Raw genomic sequence first — 16,287 nt, 5'->3', positions numbered from 1 at the left:
TTTCCGGGCAAAGCAGAAACGATTGCGCATCGAACTTCCGGACCCGTCCGCCAGCGCATGATTTGACTTCGCGCGCAGGCATTCCAAGAACCGGAACCTAGCATAATATTCCGAAATTACTAAGGGAGTCAACAGGTTGCGATGTTTCGCACCCCTGCGGAGCTGCCCAGGCGCTCGCTGAGCGCTCAGTCAGCGGCAACGACTTCTAGCAACTCGTCGCCGAAACGGTCGAGTTTGCGCGCACCCATACCCGGAATGCCGCGCAAATCTTCGATGGAATCGGGGCCGTTACGGGCGATTTCAGCCAAAGTCGCGTCGTGGAAGATCACGTACGCCGGCACGCCGTCGCTCTTCGCCGTTTCGGTGCGCCACGCACGCAGCCGTTCCCAGCGCGCACGTTCGCGCGGGCCCATGCCGATTGTCGGGTCGGCGCGCTCACTGGTGCGCCCGGACGATGGACGGGTACGCGTCGGCTTGACGTAACGGCGCATCGTGACGTTCTGCTCGCCCTTGAGCACCGGTTTGCTTGCCTCGGTTAGAACCAGCGAGCCGAATCCCTCGTGGTCGACGGTCAGATAGCCGAACGCGACAAGCTGGCGAAACACCGCGCGCCACTCCGGTTCGCCGAGCGCCGAACCGATACCGTACGTGGTCAGCTTCTCGTGACCTCGCTGAAGGATTTTTTCGCTGCTGTTGCCGCGCAGAATATCGATCAGATGGCCGGCGCCGAAATGAAAACCGCTCGCCCGCTGAGCACGGAACACGCACGAGAGCGCCATCTGCGCCTCCCGCGTCGCATCCCATGTAGCCGGTGGCTCAAGACAGTTGTCACAGTTGCCGCATGGCTTGCTCGACTCGCCGAAATACGCGAGAAGTCGCACTCGCCGGCATGTCGCCGCTTCACACAGACCGAGCAGCGCGTCCAGCTTGCCTGTTTGCACGCGCTTGTGCGCGTCGTCGGCGTCGGATTCGTCGATCATTTTGCGCTGCTGGACGACGTCGCCGAGACCGTAGGCCATCCATGCGTTCGCCGGCATGCCGTCGCGTCCCGCGCGGCCCGTTTCCTGGTAATAGCCTTCGACGCTCTTCGGCAAGTCCAGGTGAGCCACGAAGCGCACGTCCGGCTTATCGATGCCCATGCCGAACGCGATCGTCGCGCACATCACGATTCCCTCTTCACGCTGAAACATCTCCTGATGCTTCTGGCGGATTTCAAACTCCATACCGGCGTGATACGGCAGCGCGCGCATCCCTTTTTCTTTCAACCACTCCGCAGTCTCTTCGACCTTGCGACGCGAGAGGCAATAGACGACGCCGGCGTCAGTCGTGCCGTCCGGCTTCGAATGCTCCGCGCGGATGAAGTCCAGCAACTGCGTACGCGCGTTGTCCTTTTCGACAATTCGATAGCGGATGTTCGGCCGGTCGAAGCTCGACACGAAAATACGTGCGTCATCCAAGGCGAGACGGTGGATGATCTCGTCCCGCGTGATGGCATCCGCGGTAGCTGTGAGCGCGATGCGCGGCACGTTCGGAAACCGCTCGTGCAGCACCGACAACTGGATGTATTCCGGCCGGAAATCGTGCCCCCATTGCGACACGCAATGCGCTTCGTCGATGGCGAACAACCCGATGCGCGTACGCTCCAGTAGCTCCTGGAAACGGGGCGTCATCAAACGCTCCGGCGCCACGTAAAGCAGGTCGATCTCACCGTCGCGCAATGCGCGCTCAGTCGCCATCGCCTCTGCGCTCGACAGCGTCGAATTCAGATACGCCGCCCGCACACCCACTTCCGTAAGCGCGGCCACCTGATCCTGCATCAGCGCGATCAGCGGAGAAACGACGATGCCGGTTCCGAACCCGCCTTCACGGCGCACCAGCGACGGAATCTGATAGCAGAGCGACTTGCCGCCGCCCGTCGGCATCAGCACGAGGCAATCGCCGCCGCCGGCGACGTGCTCGACAATTTCGCCCTGCTGTCCTCTGAACGCGGGGTAACCGAAGACTTCGTTGAGGATTTCGAGCGGACGGGACATGAATTTGAGAGAAGCAGCGTGATGCCGGTGACACGAATTTTACCAACGCATTCGTGCTGCGCCCGCGCTTTACTGCAACGTTAGCCATTCGGGCTAACAAAGCATGGGCAAGCGCACAAAAAGAAAGCGCATAAAAAAAGCCGCTCAGTCGAAACTGAGCGGCTTCGCTGGCTAGAGCTCCAAGCGGCTTGCACCGCCTGGACCTACTGACCTGAGCTTACTCGCCTGAGTGCTGCTGTTCGGCGGCCGGGGTTTCCGGCGTACCGAACTCGAACGACTCTTCCGCTGCGATCTGATCGAAACGCTCGCGGTCGGACAGTTCCTTGCTCTTACGTGCCTTGTGGAACGCGAGACCCGTACCGGCCGGAATCAGACGGCCGACGATCACGTTTTCCTTCAGACCACGCAGGTCGTCGCGCTTGCCCATGATCGCCGCTTCGGTCAGCACGCGGGTCGTTTCCTGGAACGACGCCGCCGAGATGAACGAATCGGTCGACAACGAGGCCTTCGTGATACCGAGCAGCACGTTTTCGTACGTTGCCGGACGCTTGTCTTCCGCGATCATACGGTCGTTCTCATCGAGCATATCCGACCGCTCGACCTGTTCGCCCGGGATGAAACGCGTATCGCCGTTGTCCGTAATCTGCACGCGGCGCAGCATCTGACGAACAATCACTTCAATGTGCTTGTCGTTGATCTTCACGCCTTGCAGACGGTACACGTCCTGCACTTCGTCCACGATGTAACGCGACAGCGCTTCGATACCTTGCAGACGCAAGATGTCGTGCGGATCGGCAGGACCGTCGACAATCATTTCGCCCTTGTTGACGACCTGACCATCGTGCACCAGAACCTGCTTTTCCTTCGCGATCAGGAACTCGTGCTGGTTGCCTTCGAGGTCCGTGATAACGAGACGCTGCTTGCCCTTCGTGTCCTTACCGAACGACGTCGTACCCGTGACTTCCGCCAGGATACCCGCGTCCTTAGGCGAACGTGCTTCGAACAGTTCAGCCACACGCGGCAGACCACCGGTAATGTCACGCGTCTTCTGCGATTCAACCGGGATACGTGCCAGCACTTCACCGACCTGCACTTGCTGACCATCCTTCACGGTGATCAGAGCGCCGACCTGGAAGCCGATCTGCACCGAGTGCTCGGTGTTCGGGATCTTGACTTCTTCGCCGTTCGCGTCGAGCAGCTTGACCTGCGGACGCACCGTCTTCGAAGCTTGCGAACCACGACGCTTCACGTCGATCACGACCAGCGTGGACAGACCCGTCACATCGTCGATCTGCTTGGCAACCGTCACGCCTTCTTCGACGTTTTCGAACTTCACCGTACCGCCCCACTCGGTGATGATCGGACGCGTCATCGGATCCCACGTTGCCAGTTGCGTGCCGGCCTTGATCTGCGCGCCGTCCAGTTGCAACAGCGTCGCGCCGTACGGCACCTTGTGACGTTCGCGCTCGCGACCGTGGTCGTCGGTGATCATGGCTTCGCCCGAACGCGAGATGACGATCTGCTCGCCCTTCGCGTTGGTGACGTAACGCATCGTTGCCGTGAAACGCACCGTACCGTTCGACTTCGCTTCAACCGACGAAGCAACCGCCGCACGCGATGCCGCACCACCGATGTGGAACGTACGCATCGTAAGCTGCGTGCCCGGTTCGCCGATCGACTGCGCAGCGATCACGCCAACTGCTTCGCCGACGTTGACCGACGAGCCGCGGCCCAGGTCGCGGCCGTAGCAGGCTGCGCACAGACCGTAACGCGTTTCGCAAGTCAGCGGCGTACGCACGCGCACTTCGTCGATGCCGAGGCGTTCGATTTCTTCGACCGCGTCTTCGTCGAGCAGCGTGCCCGTTTCGTACAGCGTTTCCTGCGATTCCGGATTGACGACGTCAGCCACCGTCACGCGACCGAGAATACGGTCACGCAGCGCTTCGACGACTTCACCGCCTTCGACCAACGCCTTCATGGCGACGCCGTTGGACGTACCGCAATCGTCCTCGACCACCACCAGATCCTGCGTCACGTCGACCAGACGACGCGTCAGGTAACCCGAGTTAGCCGTCTTCAGTGCCGTATCAGCCAGACCCTTACGTGCGCCGTGGGTCGAGATGAAGTACTGCAACACGTTCAGGCCTTCACGGAAGTTCGCCGTAATCGGCGTCTCGATGATCGAGCCGTCCGGCTTCGCCATCAGGCCACGCATACCGGCCAGCTGACGAATCTGAACCGCGGAACCACGAGCACCCGAGTCCGCCATCATGTAAATCGAGTTGAACGATTCCTGACGCGTTTCGTTGCCGTCGCGATCCGTGACCGGCTCCGTCGACAGCTGTTCCATCATCGCCTTGCCGACCGCTTCCGACGTTGCCGACCAGATGTCGACCACGTTGTTGTAGCGCTCTTGCGACGTGACGAGACCCGACATGTACTGACGGTCGTATTCCTTCACCTTCTTCGCGGCGTCGCCGACGATGGTTTCCTTCTGCGGCGGCACGAGCATGTCGTCGACGCAGATCGAGATACCAGCGCGCGTTGCCAGACGGAAACCCGACTGCATCAACTGGTCGGCGAAAATCACCGTTTCACGCAGACCGCATTTGCGGAACGCGGTGTTGATGAGGCGCGAGATTTCCTTCTTCTTCAGCGGCTTGTTGAGCACCGAGAACGGCAGGCCCGGCGGAAGAATTTCCGACAGGATTGCACGGCCGACGGTGGTCGGGTAAAGCGTGATCTTCGGCACGAACGCCGGCGCACCTTCCGACTTGTCTTCGTTGTGGACCATTTCGGTGATCCGCACGTTGACGCGCGAGGCGAGCTCGACTTCCTTGTTCTCGTAGGCACGCAGCGCTTCCGAAACGCCGGTGAACGTCAGGCCTTCGCCCTTAGCATTCACGGCTTCACGGGTCGCGTAGTACAAACCGAGCACGATATCCTGCGACGGCACGATCGACGGATCGCCGTTGGCCGGGAACAGGACGTTGTTCGACGCCAGCATCAGCGTGCGCGCTTCCATCTGCGCTTCCAGCGACAGCGGCACGTGAACAGCCATCTGGTCACCGTCGAAGTCGGCGTTGAACGCCGCGCAAACGAGCGGGTGCAGCTGGATTGCCTTACCTTCGATCAGCACCGGCTCGAAAGCCTGAATGCCAAGACGGTGCAGCGTCGGCGCACGGTTCAGCATGACCGGATGTTCGCGAATGACTTCTTCGAGAATGTCCCACACCACCGGCGTCTGGTTCTCGACTTCCTTCTTCGCAGCCTTGATGGTGGTAGCGACACCCATCACTTCGAGCTTGTTGAAGATGAACGGCTTGAACAGTTCGAGCGCCATCAGCTTCGGCAGACCGCACTGATGCAGCTTGAGCGTCGGGCCGACCACGATCACCGAACGGCCCGAGTAGTCAACGCGCTTACCGAGCAAGTTCTGACGGAAACGACCGCCCTTACCCTTGATCATGTCAGCGAGCGACTTCAACGGACGCTTGTTCGCGCCGGTCATGGCCTTACCGCGACGACCGTTGTCGAGCAGCGAATCGACGGCTTCCTGCAGCATCCGCTTTTCGTTGCGGACGATGATTTCAGGCGCCTTCAGTTCGAGCAGACGCTTCAACCGGTTGTTACGGTTGATCACGCGGCGATACAGGTCGTTCAGGTCCGACGTCGCGAAACGGCCGCCGTCCAGCGGCACCAGCGGACGCAGTTCCGGCGGCAGCACCGGCAGCACTTCGAGCACCATCCAGTCAGGCTTGATGCCCGAACGCTGGAAAGCCTCGAGCACCTTCAGGCGCTTCGCGTACTTCTTGATCTTCGCTTCCGAACCCGTGTTCTTGAGTTCGGTGCGCAGCATCTCGACCTGTTCGTCGATGTTGATCGCGCGCAGCAGTTCGCGCACGCCTTCCGCGCCCATCTCGGCACGGAATTCGTCACCGTATTCTTCGACCTTGTTGTAGTAATCCTCTTCGGTCATGATCTGCCGCGCTTTCAGCGGCGTCATGCCCGGATCGATCACCACATATGCTTCGAAATACAGCACGCGTTCGATGTCGCGCAGCGTCATGTCGAGCACCATGCCCAGACGCGACGGCAGCGACTTCAAAAACCAGATGTGTGCAACCGGCGAGGCCAGTTCGATGTGGCCCATGCGTTCGCGACGCACTTTCGCCAGCGTCACTTCGACGCCGCACTTCTCGCAGATCACGCCACGGTGCTTCAGGCGTTTGTACTTGCCGCAAAGGCATTCGTAGTCTTTGATCGGCCCGAAGATCTTCGCGCAGAACAAACCATCGCGTTCCGGCTTGAACGTCCGGTAGTTGATGGTTTCCGGCTTCTTCACTTCACCGAACGACCACGAACGGATCTTGTCCGGCGAAGCCAGACCGATCTTGATCGCGTCAAAAACTTCAGGCTGTTGGACTTGCTTGAATAGATCGAGCAGAGCTTTCATTGCTTTCTCTCCGTAGTCCGATTAGTTGCGGTCGAGGTCGATATCGATACCGAGCGAGCGGATTTCCTTCACCAACACGTTGAAGGATTCCGGCATGCCGGCGTCGATCACGTGATCGCCCTTGACCAGGTTTTCATAAACCTTGGTCCGGCCTGTCACGTCGTCCGACTTCACCGTCAGCATTTCCTGCAGCACGTACGATGCGCCGTACGCTTCGAGCGCCCACACTTCCATTTCACCGAAACGCTGGCCACCGAATTGCGCCTTACCGCCCAACGGCTGCTGCGTCACGAGCGAGTACGGGCCCGTGGAACGCGCATGCATCTTGTCGTCGACCAAGTGGTGCAGCTTCAGGTAGTGCATGTAGCCGACCGTCACCGTACGTTCGAACATTTCGCCCGTGCGGCCGTCGTACAGACGCACCTGGTTCTTCGACGGCGTCATGCCGAGGTTCTTCGCGATGTCGTCCGGGAATGCCAGATCCAGCGCGCGCGACATTTCTTCTTCCGTCGCACCGTCGAACACCGGCGTAGCGAACGGCACGCCTTCGCGCAGGTTCTTCGCCAGTTCGACGATCTCGTCGTCCGTGAAGCTGTCCAGCTCTTCGGCGCGGCCCGACTCGTTGTAGATCTTGGTCAGGAATTCGCGCAGTTCTTCGATCTTCGCCTGACGCTGCAGCATTTCGCCGATACGCCAGCCGAGACCCTTCGCGGCCCAACCCAGATGCACTTCGAGAACCTGACCCACGTTCATCCGCGACGGCACGCCGAGCGGGTTCAGAACGACGTCAGCCGGACGGCCGTCGGCCATGTACGGCATGTCTTCGATCGGAACGATCTTCGACACCACACCCTTATTACCGTGACGGCCGGCCATCTTGTCGCCAGGCTGCAGGCGGCGCTTGACTGCCAGATACACCTTGACCATCTTCAACACGCCCGGCGGCAATTCGTCGCCTTGCGTGAGCTTCTTGCGCTTTTCTTCGAACGCCAGATCGAACTGGTGACGCTTCTGTTCGATCGAGTCCTTGATCGCTTCGAGCTGTGCCGCTGCTTCTTCGTCCGCGAGGCGGATGTCGAACCAATGGTAGTGATCCAGATCTTCCAGGTAAGCCTGTTCGATCTTCGTGCCCTTCGCGAGCTTCTTCGGACCGCCGTTCGCGACCTTGCCGGTCAGCATACGTGCGAGACGCTGGAACGCGTCGCCTTCCACGATACGCAGCTGGTCGTTCAGGTCGAGGCGATAGCGCTTCAGTTCATCGTCGATGATCTGTTGCGCGCGCTTGTCGCGCTGAATGCCTTCACGCGTGAACACTTGAACGTCGATCACGGTGCCGCTCATGCCCGACGGCACGCGCAGCGACGTGTCCTTCACGTCCGAAGCCTTTTCACCGAAGATCGCGCGCAGCAGCTTTTCTTCCGGCGTCAGCTGGGTTTCGCCCTTCGGCGTGACCTTGCCGACCAACACGTCGCCTGCTTCGACTTCTGCGCCGATGTAGACGATGCCCGACTCATCGAGACGGCCGAGTTGCACTTCAGCCAGGTTCGAGATGTCGCGCGTGATTTCTTCCGGTCCGAGCTTCGTATCACGAGCAACGACGTTCAGTTCTTCGATGTGGATCGACGTGTAACGGTCGTCGGCAACCACCTTCTCCGAGATCAAAATCGAGTCTTCGAAGTTGTAGCCGTTCCACGGCATGAACGCGACCAGCATGTTCTGGCCGAGAGCCAGTTCGCCGAGGTCGGTCGATGCACCGTCAGCCAGCACGTCGCCACGCGACACGATGTCGCCGACCTTCACGATCGGGCGCTGGTTGATGTTCGTGTTCTGGTTCGAACGCGTGTACTTGATCAGGTTGTAGATGTCCACGCCGGTTTCGCCAGCAGCGGCTTCATCGTCGTTCACGCGAATCACCATACGGCCTGCGTCGACGTAATCGACCACACCGCCGCGGAATGCCTGAACCGTCGTACCCGAGTCGACTGCCACCGTGCGCTCGATACCCGTACCGACCACGGCCTTTTCAGGACGCAGACACGGCACAGCCTGACGCTGCATGTTCGAACCCATCAATGCGCGGTTCGCGTCATCGTGCTCGAGGAACGGAATCAGCGATGCTGCCACCGACACGATCTGCGACGGCGCCACGTCCATGTACTGGATGCGGTCCGGCGTGACCATCAGCGTTTCGCCTGCTTCACGCGACGACACCAGTTCGTCGGTCAGCGAGCCGTCTTCCGCCACGGCCGCGTTCGCCTGAGCGATCACGTAACGGCCTTCTTCGATCGCCGACAGGTAATCGATTTGATCCGTCACCTTGCTGTCCACGACCTTGCGATACGGCGTTTCGAGGAAGCCGTATTCGTTCAGGTGCGCGTACAGAGCGAGCGAATTGATCAGGCCGATGTTCGGACCTTCCGGCGTTTCAATCGGGCACACGCGACCGTAGTGAGTCGGGTGCACGTCGCGGACTTCAAAGCCAGCGCGCTCACGCGTCAAACCGCCCGGGCCAAGTGCCGAAACACGGCGCTTGTGGGTGATTTCCGACAGCGGGTTCGTTTGGTCCATGAACTGCGACAGCTGCGACGAACCGAAGAACTCGCGAATCGCCGACGAAATCGGCTTCGAGTTGATCAGGTCGTGCGGCATCAGGTTTTCGCTTTCGGCCTGGCCGAGGCGTTCCTTCACAGCACGCTCGACACGCACGAGACCCGCGCGGAACTGGTTTTCCGCCAGTTCGCCGACGCAACGCACACGACGATTGCCCAAGTGGTCGATGTCGTCCACTTCGCCCTTGCCGTTACGCAGCTCGACCAGGATCTTGATCGTGGCGAGGATGTCGTCGTCTTGCAGCGTCATCGGTCCGACGATTTCGTCGCGGCCGACACGGCGATTGAACTTCATACGACCCACCTTCGAGAGGTCGTATGCGTCTTCGCTATAGAACAGACGATTGAACAGCGCCTCGACCGCTTCTTCGGTCGGCGGTTCGCCCGGACGCATCATGCGGTAGATCGCGATGCGCGCGGCCATCTTGTCCGCGGTTTCGTCGATACGCAGCGTCGACGAGATGTACGGACCTTGATCCAGATCGTTCGTGTAGAGCGTCTGGATGTCTTTGATCTTCGACTCGCGCAGCTTCTCGAGCACGGTTTCCGTGATTTCGTCGTTCGCGTTAGCGATGACTTCACCCGTGTCGCCGTCGACGACGTTCTTCGCCAGCACGCGGCCGAGCAAATAGTCTTCCGGAACCGAGATGAACTTGGTCTTGGCGTTGTCGAGGTCGCGAATGTGCTTCGCGTTGATCCGCTTGTCCTTCTGGACGATCACGTTGCCATCACGGTCCGTGATGTCGAAACGCGCGACTTCACCACGCAGACGCTCCGGCACGAATTCCATCTGTGCGCCTTCCGGCATCAGCGTGAAATTGTCGAACACGAAGAAGTTTGCGAGGATCTGTTCCGGCGTGAGGCCGATTGCCTTCAGCAGGATCGTGACCGGCATCTTGCGGCGACGGTCGACGCGGAAGTACAGCACGTCCTTCGGGTCGAACTCGAAATCGAGCCACGAACCGCGGTAAGGAATGATACGTGCCGAGAACAGGAGCTTGCCCGAGCTGTGCGTCTTACCCTTGTCGTGCTCGAAGAACACGCCCGGCGAACGGTGCAACTGCGAAACGATCACACGTTCCGTGCCGTTGATGACGAACGAACCCGTCGGCGTCATGAGCGGAATTTCGCCCATGTACACTTCCTGTTCTTTCACTTCCTTCACGACCGGTTTGCTCGGCGATTCCTTGTCGAGCAGCACGAGACGCACTTTCGCGCGCAGGGCCGAACAGTACGTCAAACCGCGCTGCTGACATTCCTTGATGTTGAATGCCGGCGGCGACAGCATGTAGCTGACGAACTCTAGACGAGCGAACCCGTTATGCGAAACAATTGGGAAAACGGAGGTAAACGCAGCTTGCAGGCCTTCCGGCTTGCGTTGCGTCGACGACGTGTCTGCTTGCAGAAACGTGCTGAATGATTCAAGCTGGGTAGCCAGCAGGAAAGGTACTTGGTGAACGATGGGGCGCTTCGCAAAACTCTTGCGAATACGCTTCTTCTCGGTGAAGGAATATTGCATACGATCTCCGAATCACGGCGGGCATTGTTGTCGAGGCAGGATACCTTGATGAGACAACCCGAGTGTTCACCGACTGAGACCCGATGGCCGTCCGATGGCTTGAACGAGCCTAGAAGCTTGGTGGTTGGCCGCTACCAACCGCTGGCTGACGGCAGCGGATGCCTATGTTGCCCGCTACCCGACCAAACTTGCCTTCTGCAGTCGCTTCAGAAGACAAAGAGAATCGCCGGTCAATGTTGCCGAATGGCGATTTTCTTTGGCTTCTGGGGCTTCAGTTTTTGCCGAAATTAGCTGACAAAAACGTGGTCCCCACAAAGCACAAAAAGGCCGGCGGTGGAAAACCGCCAGCCTTCGCACAGCGCGCTGAAACTTACTTGATTTCAGCCTTCGCGCCGGCTTCTTCCAGCTTCTTCTTGGCTTCTTCAGCAGCAGCCTTCGGTACCGATTCCTTAACAGGCTTCGGTGCACCGTCGACCAGGTCCTTCGCTTCCTTCAGGCCGAGACCCGTCAGTTCACGAACAGCCTTAATGACCGAAACCTTGTTCGCGCCGACTTCCGTCAGGTTGACCGTGAATTCGGTTTGCTCTTCAGCAGCAGCAGCAGCGCCGCCGCCTGCCGGGCCTGCCACTGCAACAGCAGCTGCCGACACGCCAAACTTTTCTTCGAACGCCTTAACCAGCTCGTTCAGTTCCAGAACCGACATCGAGCCTACGGCTTCGAGGATGTCTTCTTTTGCGATTGCCATTTGAAATACTCCTAAATTGAATTCGGATACAGCCAGCGATCAATCACGCTCGACTGAAGTGCATTACGCAGCGGTTTCTTCGCCTTGTTTCTTTTCTGCCAGCGCGGCCAGAGCGCGCGCAAAGCCGGAAACAGGTGCTTGCATAACGTACAACAGCTTGGAGAGCAGTTCTTCGCGGCTCGGGATGTTCGCCAGCGCTTGCACGCCAGCCTTGTCCATCACCTTGCCTTCGTAGGAACCAGCCTTGATGACCAACTTGTCATTGCTCTTGCTGAAGTCATTGACGACCTTAGCAGCAGCAATTGCATCTTCCGAGATGCCGTAGATCAGGGGGCCAGTCATCTGCTCTGCCAGCGGAGCAAACGGGGTACCTTCAACAGCGCGACGCGCCAGTGTGTTTTTCAACACGCGAAGGTAAACCTGTTGCTCACGCGCTTTCGCGCGCAGCTTGGTCAGATCGCCAACCGCGATTCCACGATACTCAGCCAGAACCACGGTCTGGGCTTTCGCGACTTGCGCGGCAACCTCAGCGACGACGGCCTGCTTGCTTTCTTTGTTAAGTGGCACGGTTAACCTCCAGATTCGATACACGTAGCGTGCGCCTTGTGTACCGCGTTCAATAACGGCGTCCGACCAGTCAGGAGTATTTCAACCGCCCGACATTCGCATTGCTGCGGACATCGACCGGCTTCATCACTACAAAACCTTTTCGGGTTCGCCATCTGCGTTGGCTTTACATTAAGGACCCGCCTACCTGCTGCGTGCCCGCCAACGGTCTTTGACAACCGGTCGCTCAATGCAGACTGCCACTTTGCGACCGCCCAAAGCCCATAAAACCGCCTCGACTCTCGCCGAGGCGATGAATTCTATTACTGCGCTGCGATCGATGCCTGATCGACGCGAACGCCGACGCCCATCGTGCTCGACAGTGCAACCTTGCGCAGATAAACACCCTTGCTCGTTGCCGGCTTCGCTTTTTGGAGCGCGTCGACGAGAGCGTTCAGGTTGCTACGCAGAGCCGTCGGCTCGAAGGAAGCACGGCCGATCGTGGCATGGATGATACCGGCCTTGTCGACACGGAATTGCACCTGACCAGCCTTGGCGTTCTTCACCGCAGTCGCGACGTCCGGCGTAACCGTACCGACCTTCGGGTTCGGCATCAGGCCGCGCGGGCCGAGGATCTGACCGAGCGTACCGACAACGCGCATCGTGTCCGGCGAAGCGATCACGATGTCGAAGTCCAGCTTGCCGGCCTTGACTTGTTCGGCCAGGTCTTCCATACCGACGACTTCAGCGCCAGCCGCACGAGCCTGTTCAGCCTTTTCGCCTTGTGCGAAAACGGCGACACGGACCGACTTACCGGTACCAGCCGGCAGAACGACCGAACCACGAACCACTTGGTCCGACTTCTTCGCGTCGATGCCGAGTTGCACTGCGACGTCGATCGACTCGTCGAACTTCGCGCTTGCGCATTCCTTCACGAGTGACAGAGCTTCGTCAATCGCGTAGAGCTTTTGACGATCAACCTTGGCTGCAAATGCTTGCAGACGCTTTGAAAGCTTAGCCATTTACACGCCCTCCACGGTGATGCCCATCGAGCGGGCGCTACCAGCGATCGTACGAACCGCTGCGTCCAGATCAGCTGCCGTCAGATCGGGCATCTTGGTCTTGGCGATGTCTTCAGCTTGAGCGCGGGTGATCTTGCCGACCTTGTCGGTATGCGGCTTGCTCGAACCCTTGTCGATCTTCGCTGCCTTCTTGATCAGAACCGTTGCCGGCGGCGTCTTCAGAACGAACGTGAAGCTCTTGTCCGCGAACGCGGTGATCACGACCGGAATCGGAAGACCCGGTTCCAGTGCCTGGGTCTGCGCGTTGAACGCCTTGCAGAACTCCATGATGTTCAGGCCGCGTTGACCCAGTGCCGGACCGACCGGCGGCGACGGATTGGCTTTACCTGCAGGAATCTGCAGCTTGATAAAGCCGATGATTTTCTTTGCCATGTTGAAAACCTCTTTGGAACACCACATGGGCACATGCGGTTGTTCAGTGAGTAGTAGCGCGTGTTCCCCGGAAAATCGGATACTGACGCTCCTCAACGGCCATTACGCGGACCGTAAGCGCGAAATACGGAGCGCACCGACTGGTGCGCTCCGTAGAATTCTGGATTACAGCTTTTCGACTTGGCCGAATTCCAGCTCGACCGGTGTCGCGCGGCCGAAGATTGTAACGGAAACACGGACGCGCGACTTTTCGTAATTCACTTCTTCGACGCTACCGTTGAAGTCCGTGAACGGACCGTCCTTCACTCGCACCATTTCGCCGACTTCGAACAGGGTCTTCGGACGTGGCTTCTCCACGCCCTCCTGCATCTGCGACATGATCTTCTCGACTTCGCGCGGAGAGATCGGACTCGGGCGATTACGCGCACCACCTACGAAACCCGTCACCTTCGCCGTATTTTTCACGAGGTGCCACGTCTCGTCGGTCATTTCCATCTCGACTAACACGTAGCCCGGAAAGAAACGACGCTCGGTCACCGATTTGTGACCACCTTTTACCTCGACCACTTCTTCAGTCGGAACGAGGATTTGACCAAACTGGTCTTGCATGCCGGCACGTTCGATACGCTCCTGAAGCGCACGCTGCACGCTCTTCTCCATACCGGAGTAGGCGTGCACGACGTACCAACGCTTGCCGCTCGGGGATGCCGGAGTATCACTCATATCATTTCCAACCCAGAATCACCGAGAAAATCGCCCATTCAATGGATTTGTCGCTAACCCAGAGAAAGATCGCCATGACGAACACGAAGCCGAACACTACGAGCGTTGTCTGGGTAGCCTCTTTGCGGGTAGGCCAAACAACCTTACGGACTTCCTTATACGAGTCTTTGGCGAAAGCGATGAAACCCTTGCCAGGCGCGGAGAGAAGACCGACTGCAACACCCGCGATCGCACCTACAGCCAAGGCGGCTCCGCGGACGTACCATTCCTGGCCACCAAGCCAGAAGAACCCCACGAACCCGGCCAAGACTAACAATACGCCCGCGACGAGCATCAGCTTATCGCCGGATGTATTTACAGTTTCGACGGAAGGATTCGCCATAACACCTTAACGAAGCGCCACATAAGGCGCGAGAGTTGGCAGGGGCAGAGGGAATCGAACCCCCAACCTTCGGTTTTGGAGACCGACGCTCTGCCAGTTGAGCTATACCCCTAAACCATTTTGGGGTTGACGACACCGCCAACCCCGAAACTACCGATCAACGAGAACTGTCTGGCGTTACTCGAGAATCTTGGCAACCACACCTGCGCCGACCGTACGGCCGCCTTCGCGGATTGCGAAGCGCAGACCTTCTTCCATCGCGATCGGGTTGATCAGCTTCACCGTGATCGACACGTTGTCGCCCGGCATCACCATTTCCTTGTCCTTCGGCAACTCGATCGAGCCCGTCACGTCCGTCGTACGGAAGTAGAACTGCGGACGGTAGTTGTTGAAGAACGGCGTGTGACGACCGCCTTCATCCTTGCTCAGCACGTACACTTCAGCCGTGAAGTGCGTGTGCGGGTTGATCGAACCCGGCTTGGCCAGAACCTGGCCACGCTCCACGTCTTCACGCTTCGTGCCGCGCAGCAGGATACCGACGTTGTCGCCTGCCTGACCCTGGTCGAGCAGCTTGCGGAACATTTCCACGCCCGTGCAGGTCGTCTTCACCGTCGGCTTGATACCGACGATTTCGATTTCCTCGCCAACCTTCACAACGCCGCGCTCAACGCGACCCGTCACCACCGTGCCGCGACCCGAGATCGAGAACACGTCTTCCACCGGCATCAGGAATGCGCCGTCAACTGCGCGCTCCGGCGTCGGGATGTACGTGTCCAGCGCGTCGGCCAGATTCATGATCGCCACTTCGCCCAGCTCGCCCTTGTCGCCTTCCAGCGCCAGCTTGGCCGAACCCTTGATGATCGGCGTTTCGTCGCCCGGGAAGTCGTACTTCGACAGAAGTTCGCGAACTTCCATCTCGACCAGCTCCAGCAGCTCAGCGTCGTCCACCATGTCGCACTTGTTCAGGAACACGATGATGTACGGAACGCCAACCTGACGCGCCAGCAGGATGTGCTCACGCGTTTGCGGCATCGGGCCGTCAGCGGCCGAGCACACCAGGATCGCGCCGTCCATCTGCGCTGCGCCCGTGATCATGTTCTTCACATAGTCAGCGTGGCCCGGGCAGTCGACGTGTGCGTAGTGGCGGTTAGCCGTTTCGTACTCGACGTGTGCCGTGTTGATCGTGATACCACGCGCCTTTTCTTCCGGCGCCGCGTCGATCTGGTCGTATGCCTTCGCTTCGCCGCCAAACTTCTGCGTCAGAACCGTCGTGATCGCTGCCGTCAGCGTGGTCTTGCCGTGGTCAACGTGACCGATCGTGCCGACGTTCACGTGCGGCTTGGTCCGCTCAAACTTACCCTTGGCCATTTTCGACTCCTAAGAGGATTTTTCCGTACGTTGCGCCGGGCGCAAACAATCACCGAGTACTTCTGGTGCCCATGGGCAGGATCGAACTGCCGACCTCTCCCTTACCAAGGGAGTGCTCTACCACTGAGCCACATGGGCGCTACTTCTGTGTTGCTGGAGCGGGTGAAGGGAATCGAACCCTCGTCGTAAGCTTGGAAGGCTTCTGCTCTACCATTGAGCTACACCCGCAAGGATCCATGGATTCCCAAACAACTGCTGCAACTTGCATTCTGGTGGAGGAGGTTGGATTCGAACCAACGTAGGCGTAAGCCAACAGATTTACAGTCTGCCCCCTTTAGCCACTCGGGCACCCCTCCGCAGAGAACTGATGATTATGGTGGAACAACCGCTTGTTGTCAAGACTTGCTTGACCGTTCCAAACCCAAGGTTCTCACTTATATAGTGTTTTCAGC

Annotated in this window: 11 protein-coding genes and 4 tRNA genes; 1 reads left to right on the top strand and 14 read right to left on the bottom strand. The window is 59.1% G+C overall.

What is annotated here, in order from left to right; translation table 11 throughout:
- Positions 1-185: 185 nt before the first annotated feature.
- From recQ to rpoB, 3 genes are all read right to left on the bottom strand, one after another.
- Positions 186-2,033: a DNA helicase RecQ gene (gene recQ, locus P0D68_RS28145; protein WP_408301838.1), complete on the bottom strand. Its 1,848-nt coding sequence runs from the start codon at positions 2,031-2,033 to the stop codon at positions 186-188.
- A 217-nt stretch (positions 2,034-2,250) separates the two neighbouring features.
- Positions 2,251-6,489 carry a DNA-directed RNA polymerase subunit beta' gene (rpoC, locus tag P0D68_RS28140; RefSeq protein ID WP_091798343.1) on the bottom strand — a complete coding sequence of 1,413 codons (4,239 nt, stop codon included), beginning with the start codon at positions 6,487-6,489 and terminating at the stop codon, positions 2,251-2,253.
- Between the two features lie 21 nt (positions 6,490-6,510).
- Positions 6,511-10,617: a DNA-directed RNA polymerase subunit beta gene (gene rpoB / locus P0D68_RS28135; protein WP_408187769.1), complete on the bottom strand. Its 4,107-nt coding sequence runs from the start codon at positions 10,615-10,617 to the stop codon at positions 6,511-6,513.
- A gap of 124 nt (positions 10,618-10,741) precedes the next feature.
- On the opposite strand from rpoB, the gene P0D68_RS28130 reads away from it, so the two are divergent.
- Entirely contained in the window at positions 10,742-10,912 is a 171-nt protein-coding gene (locus P0D68_RS28130; protein WP_408187768.1) for a hypothetical protein, read from the top strand.
- Between the two features lie 75 nt (positions 10,913-10,987).
- Here P0D68_RS28130 and rplL read toward each other — a convergent pair whose 3' ends face one another.
- From rplL to P0D68_RS28075, 11 genes are all read right to left on the bottom strand, one after another.
- Positions 10,988-11,362: a 50S ribosomal protein L7/L12 gene (rplL, locus tag P0D68_RS28125; RefSeq protein ID WP_091798332.1), complete on the bottom strand. Its 375-nt coding sequence runs from the start codon at positions 11,360-11,362 to the stop codon at positions 10,988-10,990.
- A 63-nt stretch (positions 11,363-11,425) separates the two neighbouring features.
- Positions 11,426-11,929, bottom strand: a complete 504-nt coding sequence (rplJ, locus tag P0D68_RS28120) for a 50S ribosomal protein L10 (RefSeq protein WP_008922978.1) — start codon at positions 11,927-11,929, stop codon at positions 11,426-11,428.
- 302 nt (positions 11,930-12,231) lie between these two features.
- Positions 12,232-12,930, bottom strand: coding sequence for a 50S ribosomal protein L1 (gene rplA, locus P0D68_RS28115; RefSeq protein WP_007180145.1), 699 nt, complete (start codon positions 12,928-12,930; stop codon positions 12,232-12,234).
- Positions 12,931-13,362, bottom strand: coding sequence for a 50S ribosomal protein L11 (gene rplK, locus P0D68_RS28110; RefSeq protein WP_007180146.1), 432 nt, complete (start codon positions 13,360-13,362; stop codon positions 12,931-12,933).
- 165 nt (positions 13,363-13,527) lie between these two features.
- The gene (gene nusG, locus P0D68_RS28105) at positions 13,528-14,085 is read right to left on the bottom strand and encodes a transcription termination/antitermination protein NusG (protein ID WP_007180147.1); all 558 of its coding nucleotides are present in this window, start codon (positions 14,083-14,085) and stop codon (positions 13,528-13,530) included.
- Position 14,086: 1 nt separating this feature from the next.
- Positions 14,087-14,467 carry a preprotein translocase subunit SecE gene (gene secE / locus P0D68_RS28100; protein WP_408187767.1) on the bottom strand — a complete coding sequence of 127 codons (381 nt, stop codon included), beginning with the start codon at positions 14,465-14,467 and terminating at the stop codon, positions 14,087-14,089.
- A gap of 36 nt (positions 14,468-14,503) precedes the next feature.
- Positions 14,504-14,579: transfer RNA gene (locus P0D68_RS28095), tRNA-Trp, on the bottom strand.
- 65 nt (positions 14,580-14,644) lie between these two features.
- Complete coding sequence (tuf, locus tag P0D68_RS28090; RefSeq protein ID WP_007180138.1) at positions 14,645-15,835, bottom strand: elongation factor Tu; 1,191 nt, start codon at positions 15,833-15,835, stop codon at positions 14,645-14,647.
- 63 nt (positions 15,836-15,898) lie between these two features.
- Positions 15,899-15,973, bottom strand: a tRNA-Thr gene (locus P0D68_RS28085).
- 16 nt (positions 15,974-15,989) lie between these two features.
- Positions 15,990-16,063, bottom strand: a tRNA-Gly gene (locus P0D68_RS28080).
- Positions 16,064-16,105: 42 nt separating this feature from the next.
- Positions 16,106-16,191, bottom strand: a tRNA-Tyr gene (locus P0D68_RS28075).
- Positions 16,192-16,287 lie beyond the last annotated feature (96 nt).

Source organism: Paraburkholderia sp. RL17-380-BIE-A (genome assembly GCF_046028085.1).
Lineage (GTDB): Bacteria > Pseudomonadota > Gammaproteobacteria > Burkholderiales > Burkholderiaceae > Paraburkholderia.
Note: the sequence above shows the minus strand (reverse complement) of the source record. Positions and strands in the feature narration are given on the sequence as shown.

Excerpts from the sequence above, each read along its gene's own strand:
- rplL (WP_091798332.1), bottom strand. The coding sequence starts at position 11,362 with ATGGCAATCGCAAAAGAAGACATCCTCGAAGCCGTAGGCTCGATGTCG.
- rplA (WP_007180145.1), bottom strand. The coding sequence starts at position 12,930 with ATGGCTAAGCTTTCAAAGCGTCTGCAAGCATTTGCAGCCAAGGTTGAT.
- rpoC (WP_091798343.1), bottom strand. The coding sequence starts at position 6,489 with ATGAAAGCTCTGCTCGATCTATTCAAGCAAGTCCAACAGCCTGAAGTT.
- secE (WP_408187767.1), bottom strand. The coding sequence starts at position 14,467 with ATGGCGAATCCTTCCGTCGAAACTGTAAATACATCCGGCGATAAGCTG.
- tuf (WP_007180138.1), bottom strand. The coding sequence starts at position 15,835 with ATGGCCAAGGGTAAGTTTGAGCGGACCAAGCCGCACGTGAACGTCGGC.
- nusG (WP_007180147.1), bottom strand. The coding sequence starts at position 14,085 with ATGAGTGATACTCCGGCATCCCCGAGCGGCAAGCGTTGGTACGTCGTG.
- rpoB (WP_408187769.1), bottom strand. The coding sequence starts at position 10,617 with ATGCAATATTCCTTCACCGAGAAGAAGCGTATTCGCAAGAGTTTTGCG.
- recQ (WP_408301838.1), bottom strand. The coding sequence starts at position 2,033 with ATGTCCCGTCCGCTCGAAATCCTCAACGAAGTCTTCGGTTACCCCGCG.
- rplK (WP_007180146.1), bottom strand. The coding sequence starts at position 13,362 with ATGGCAAAGAAAATCATCGGCTTTATCAAGCTGCAGATTCCTGCAGGT.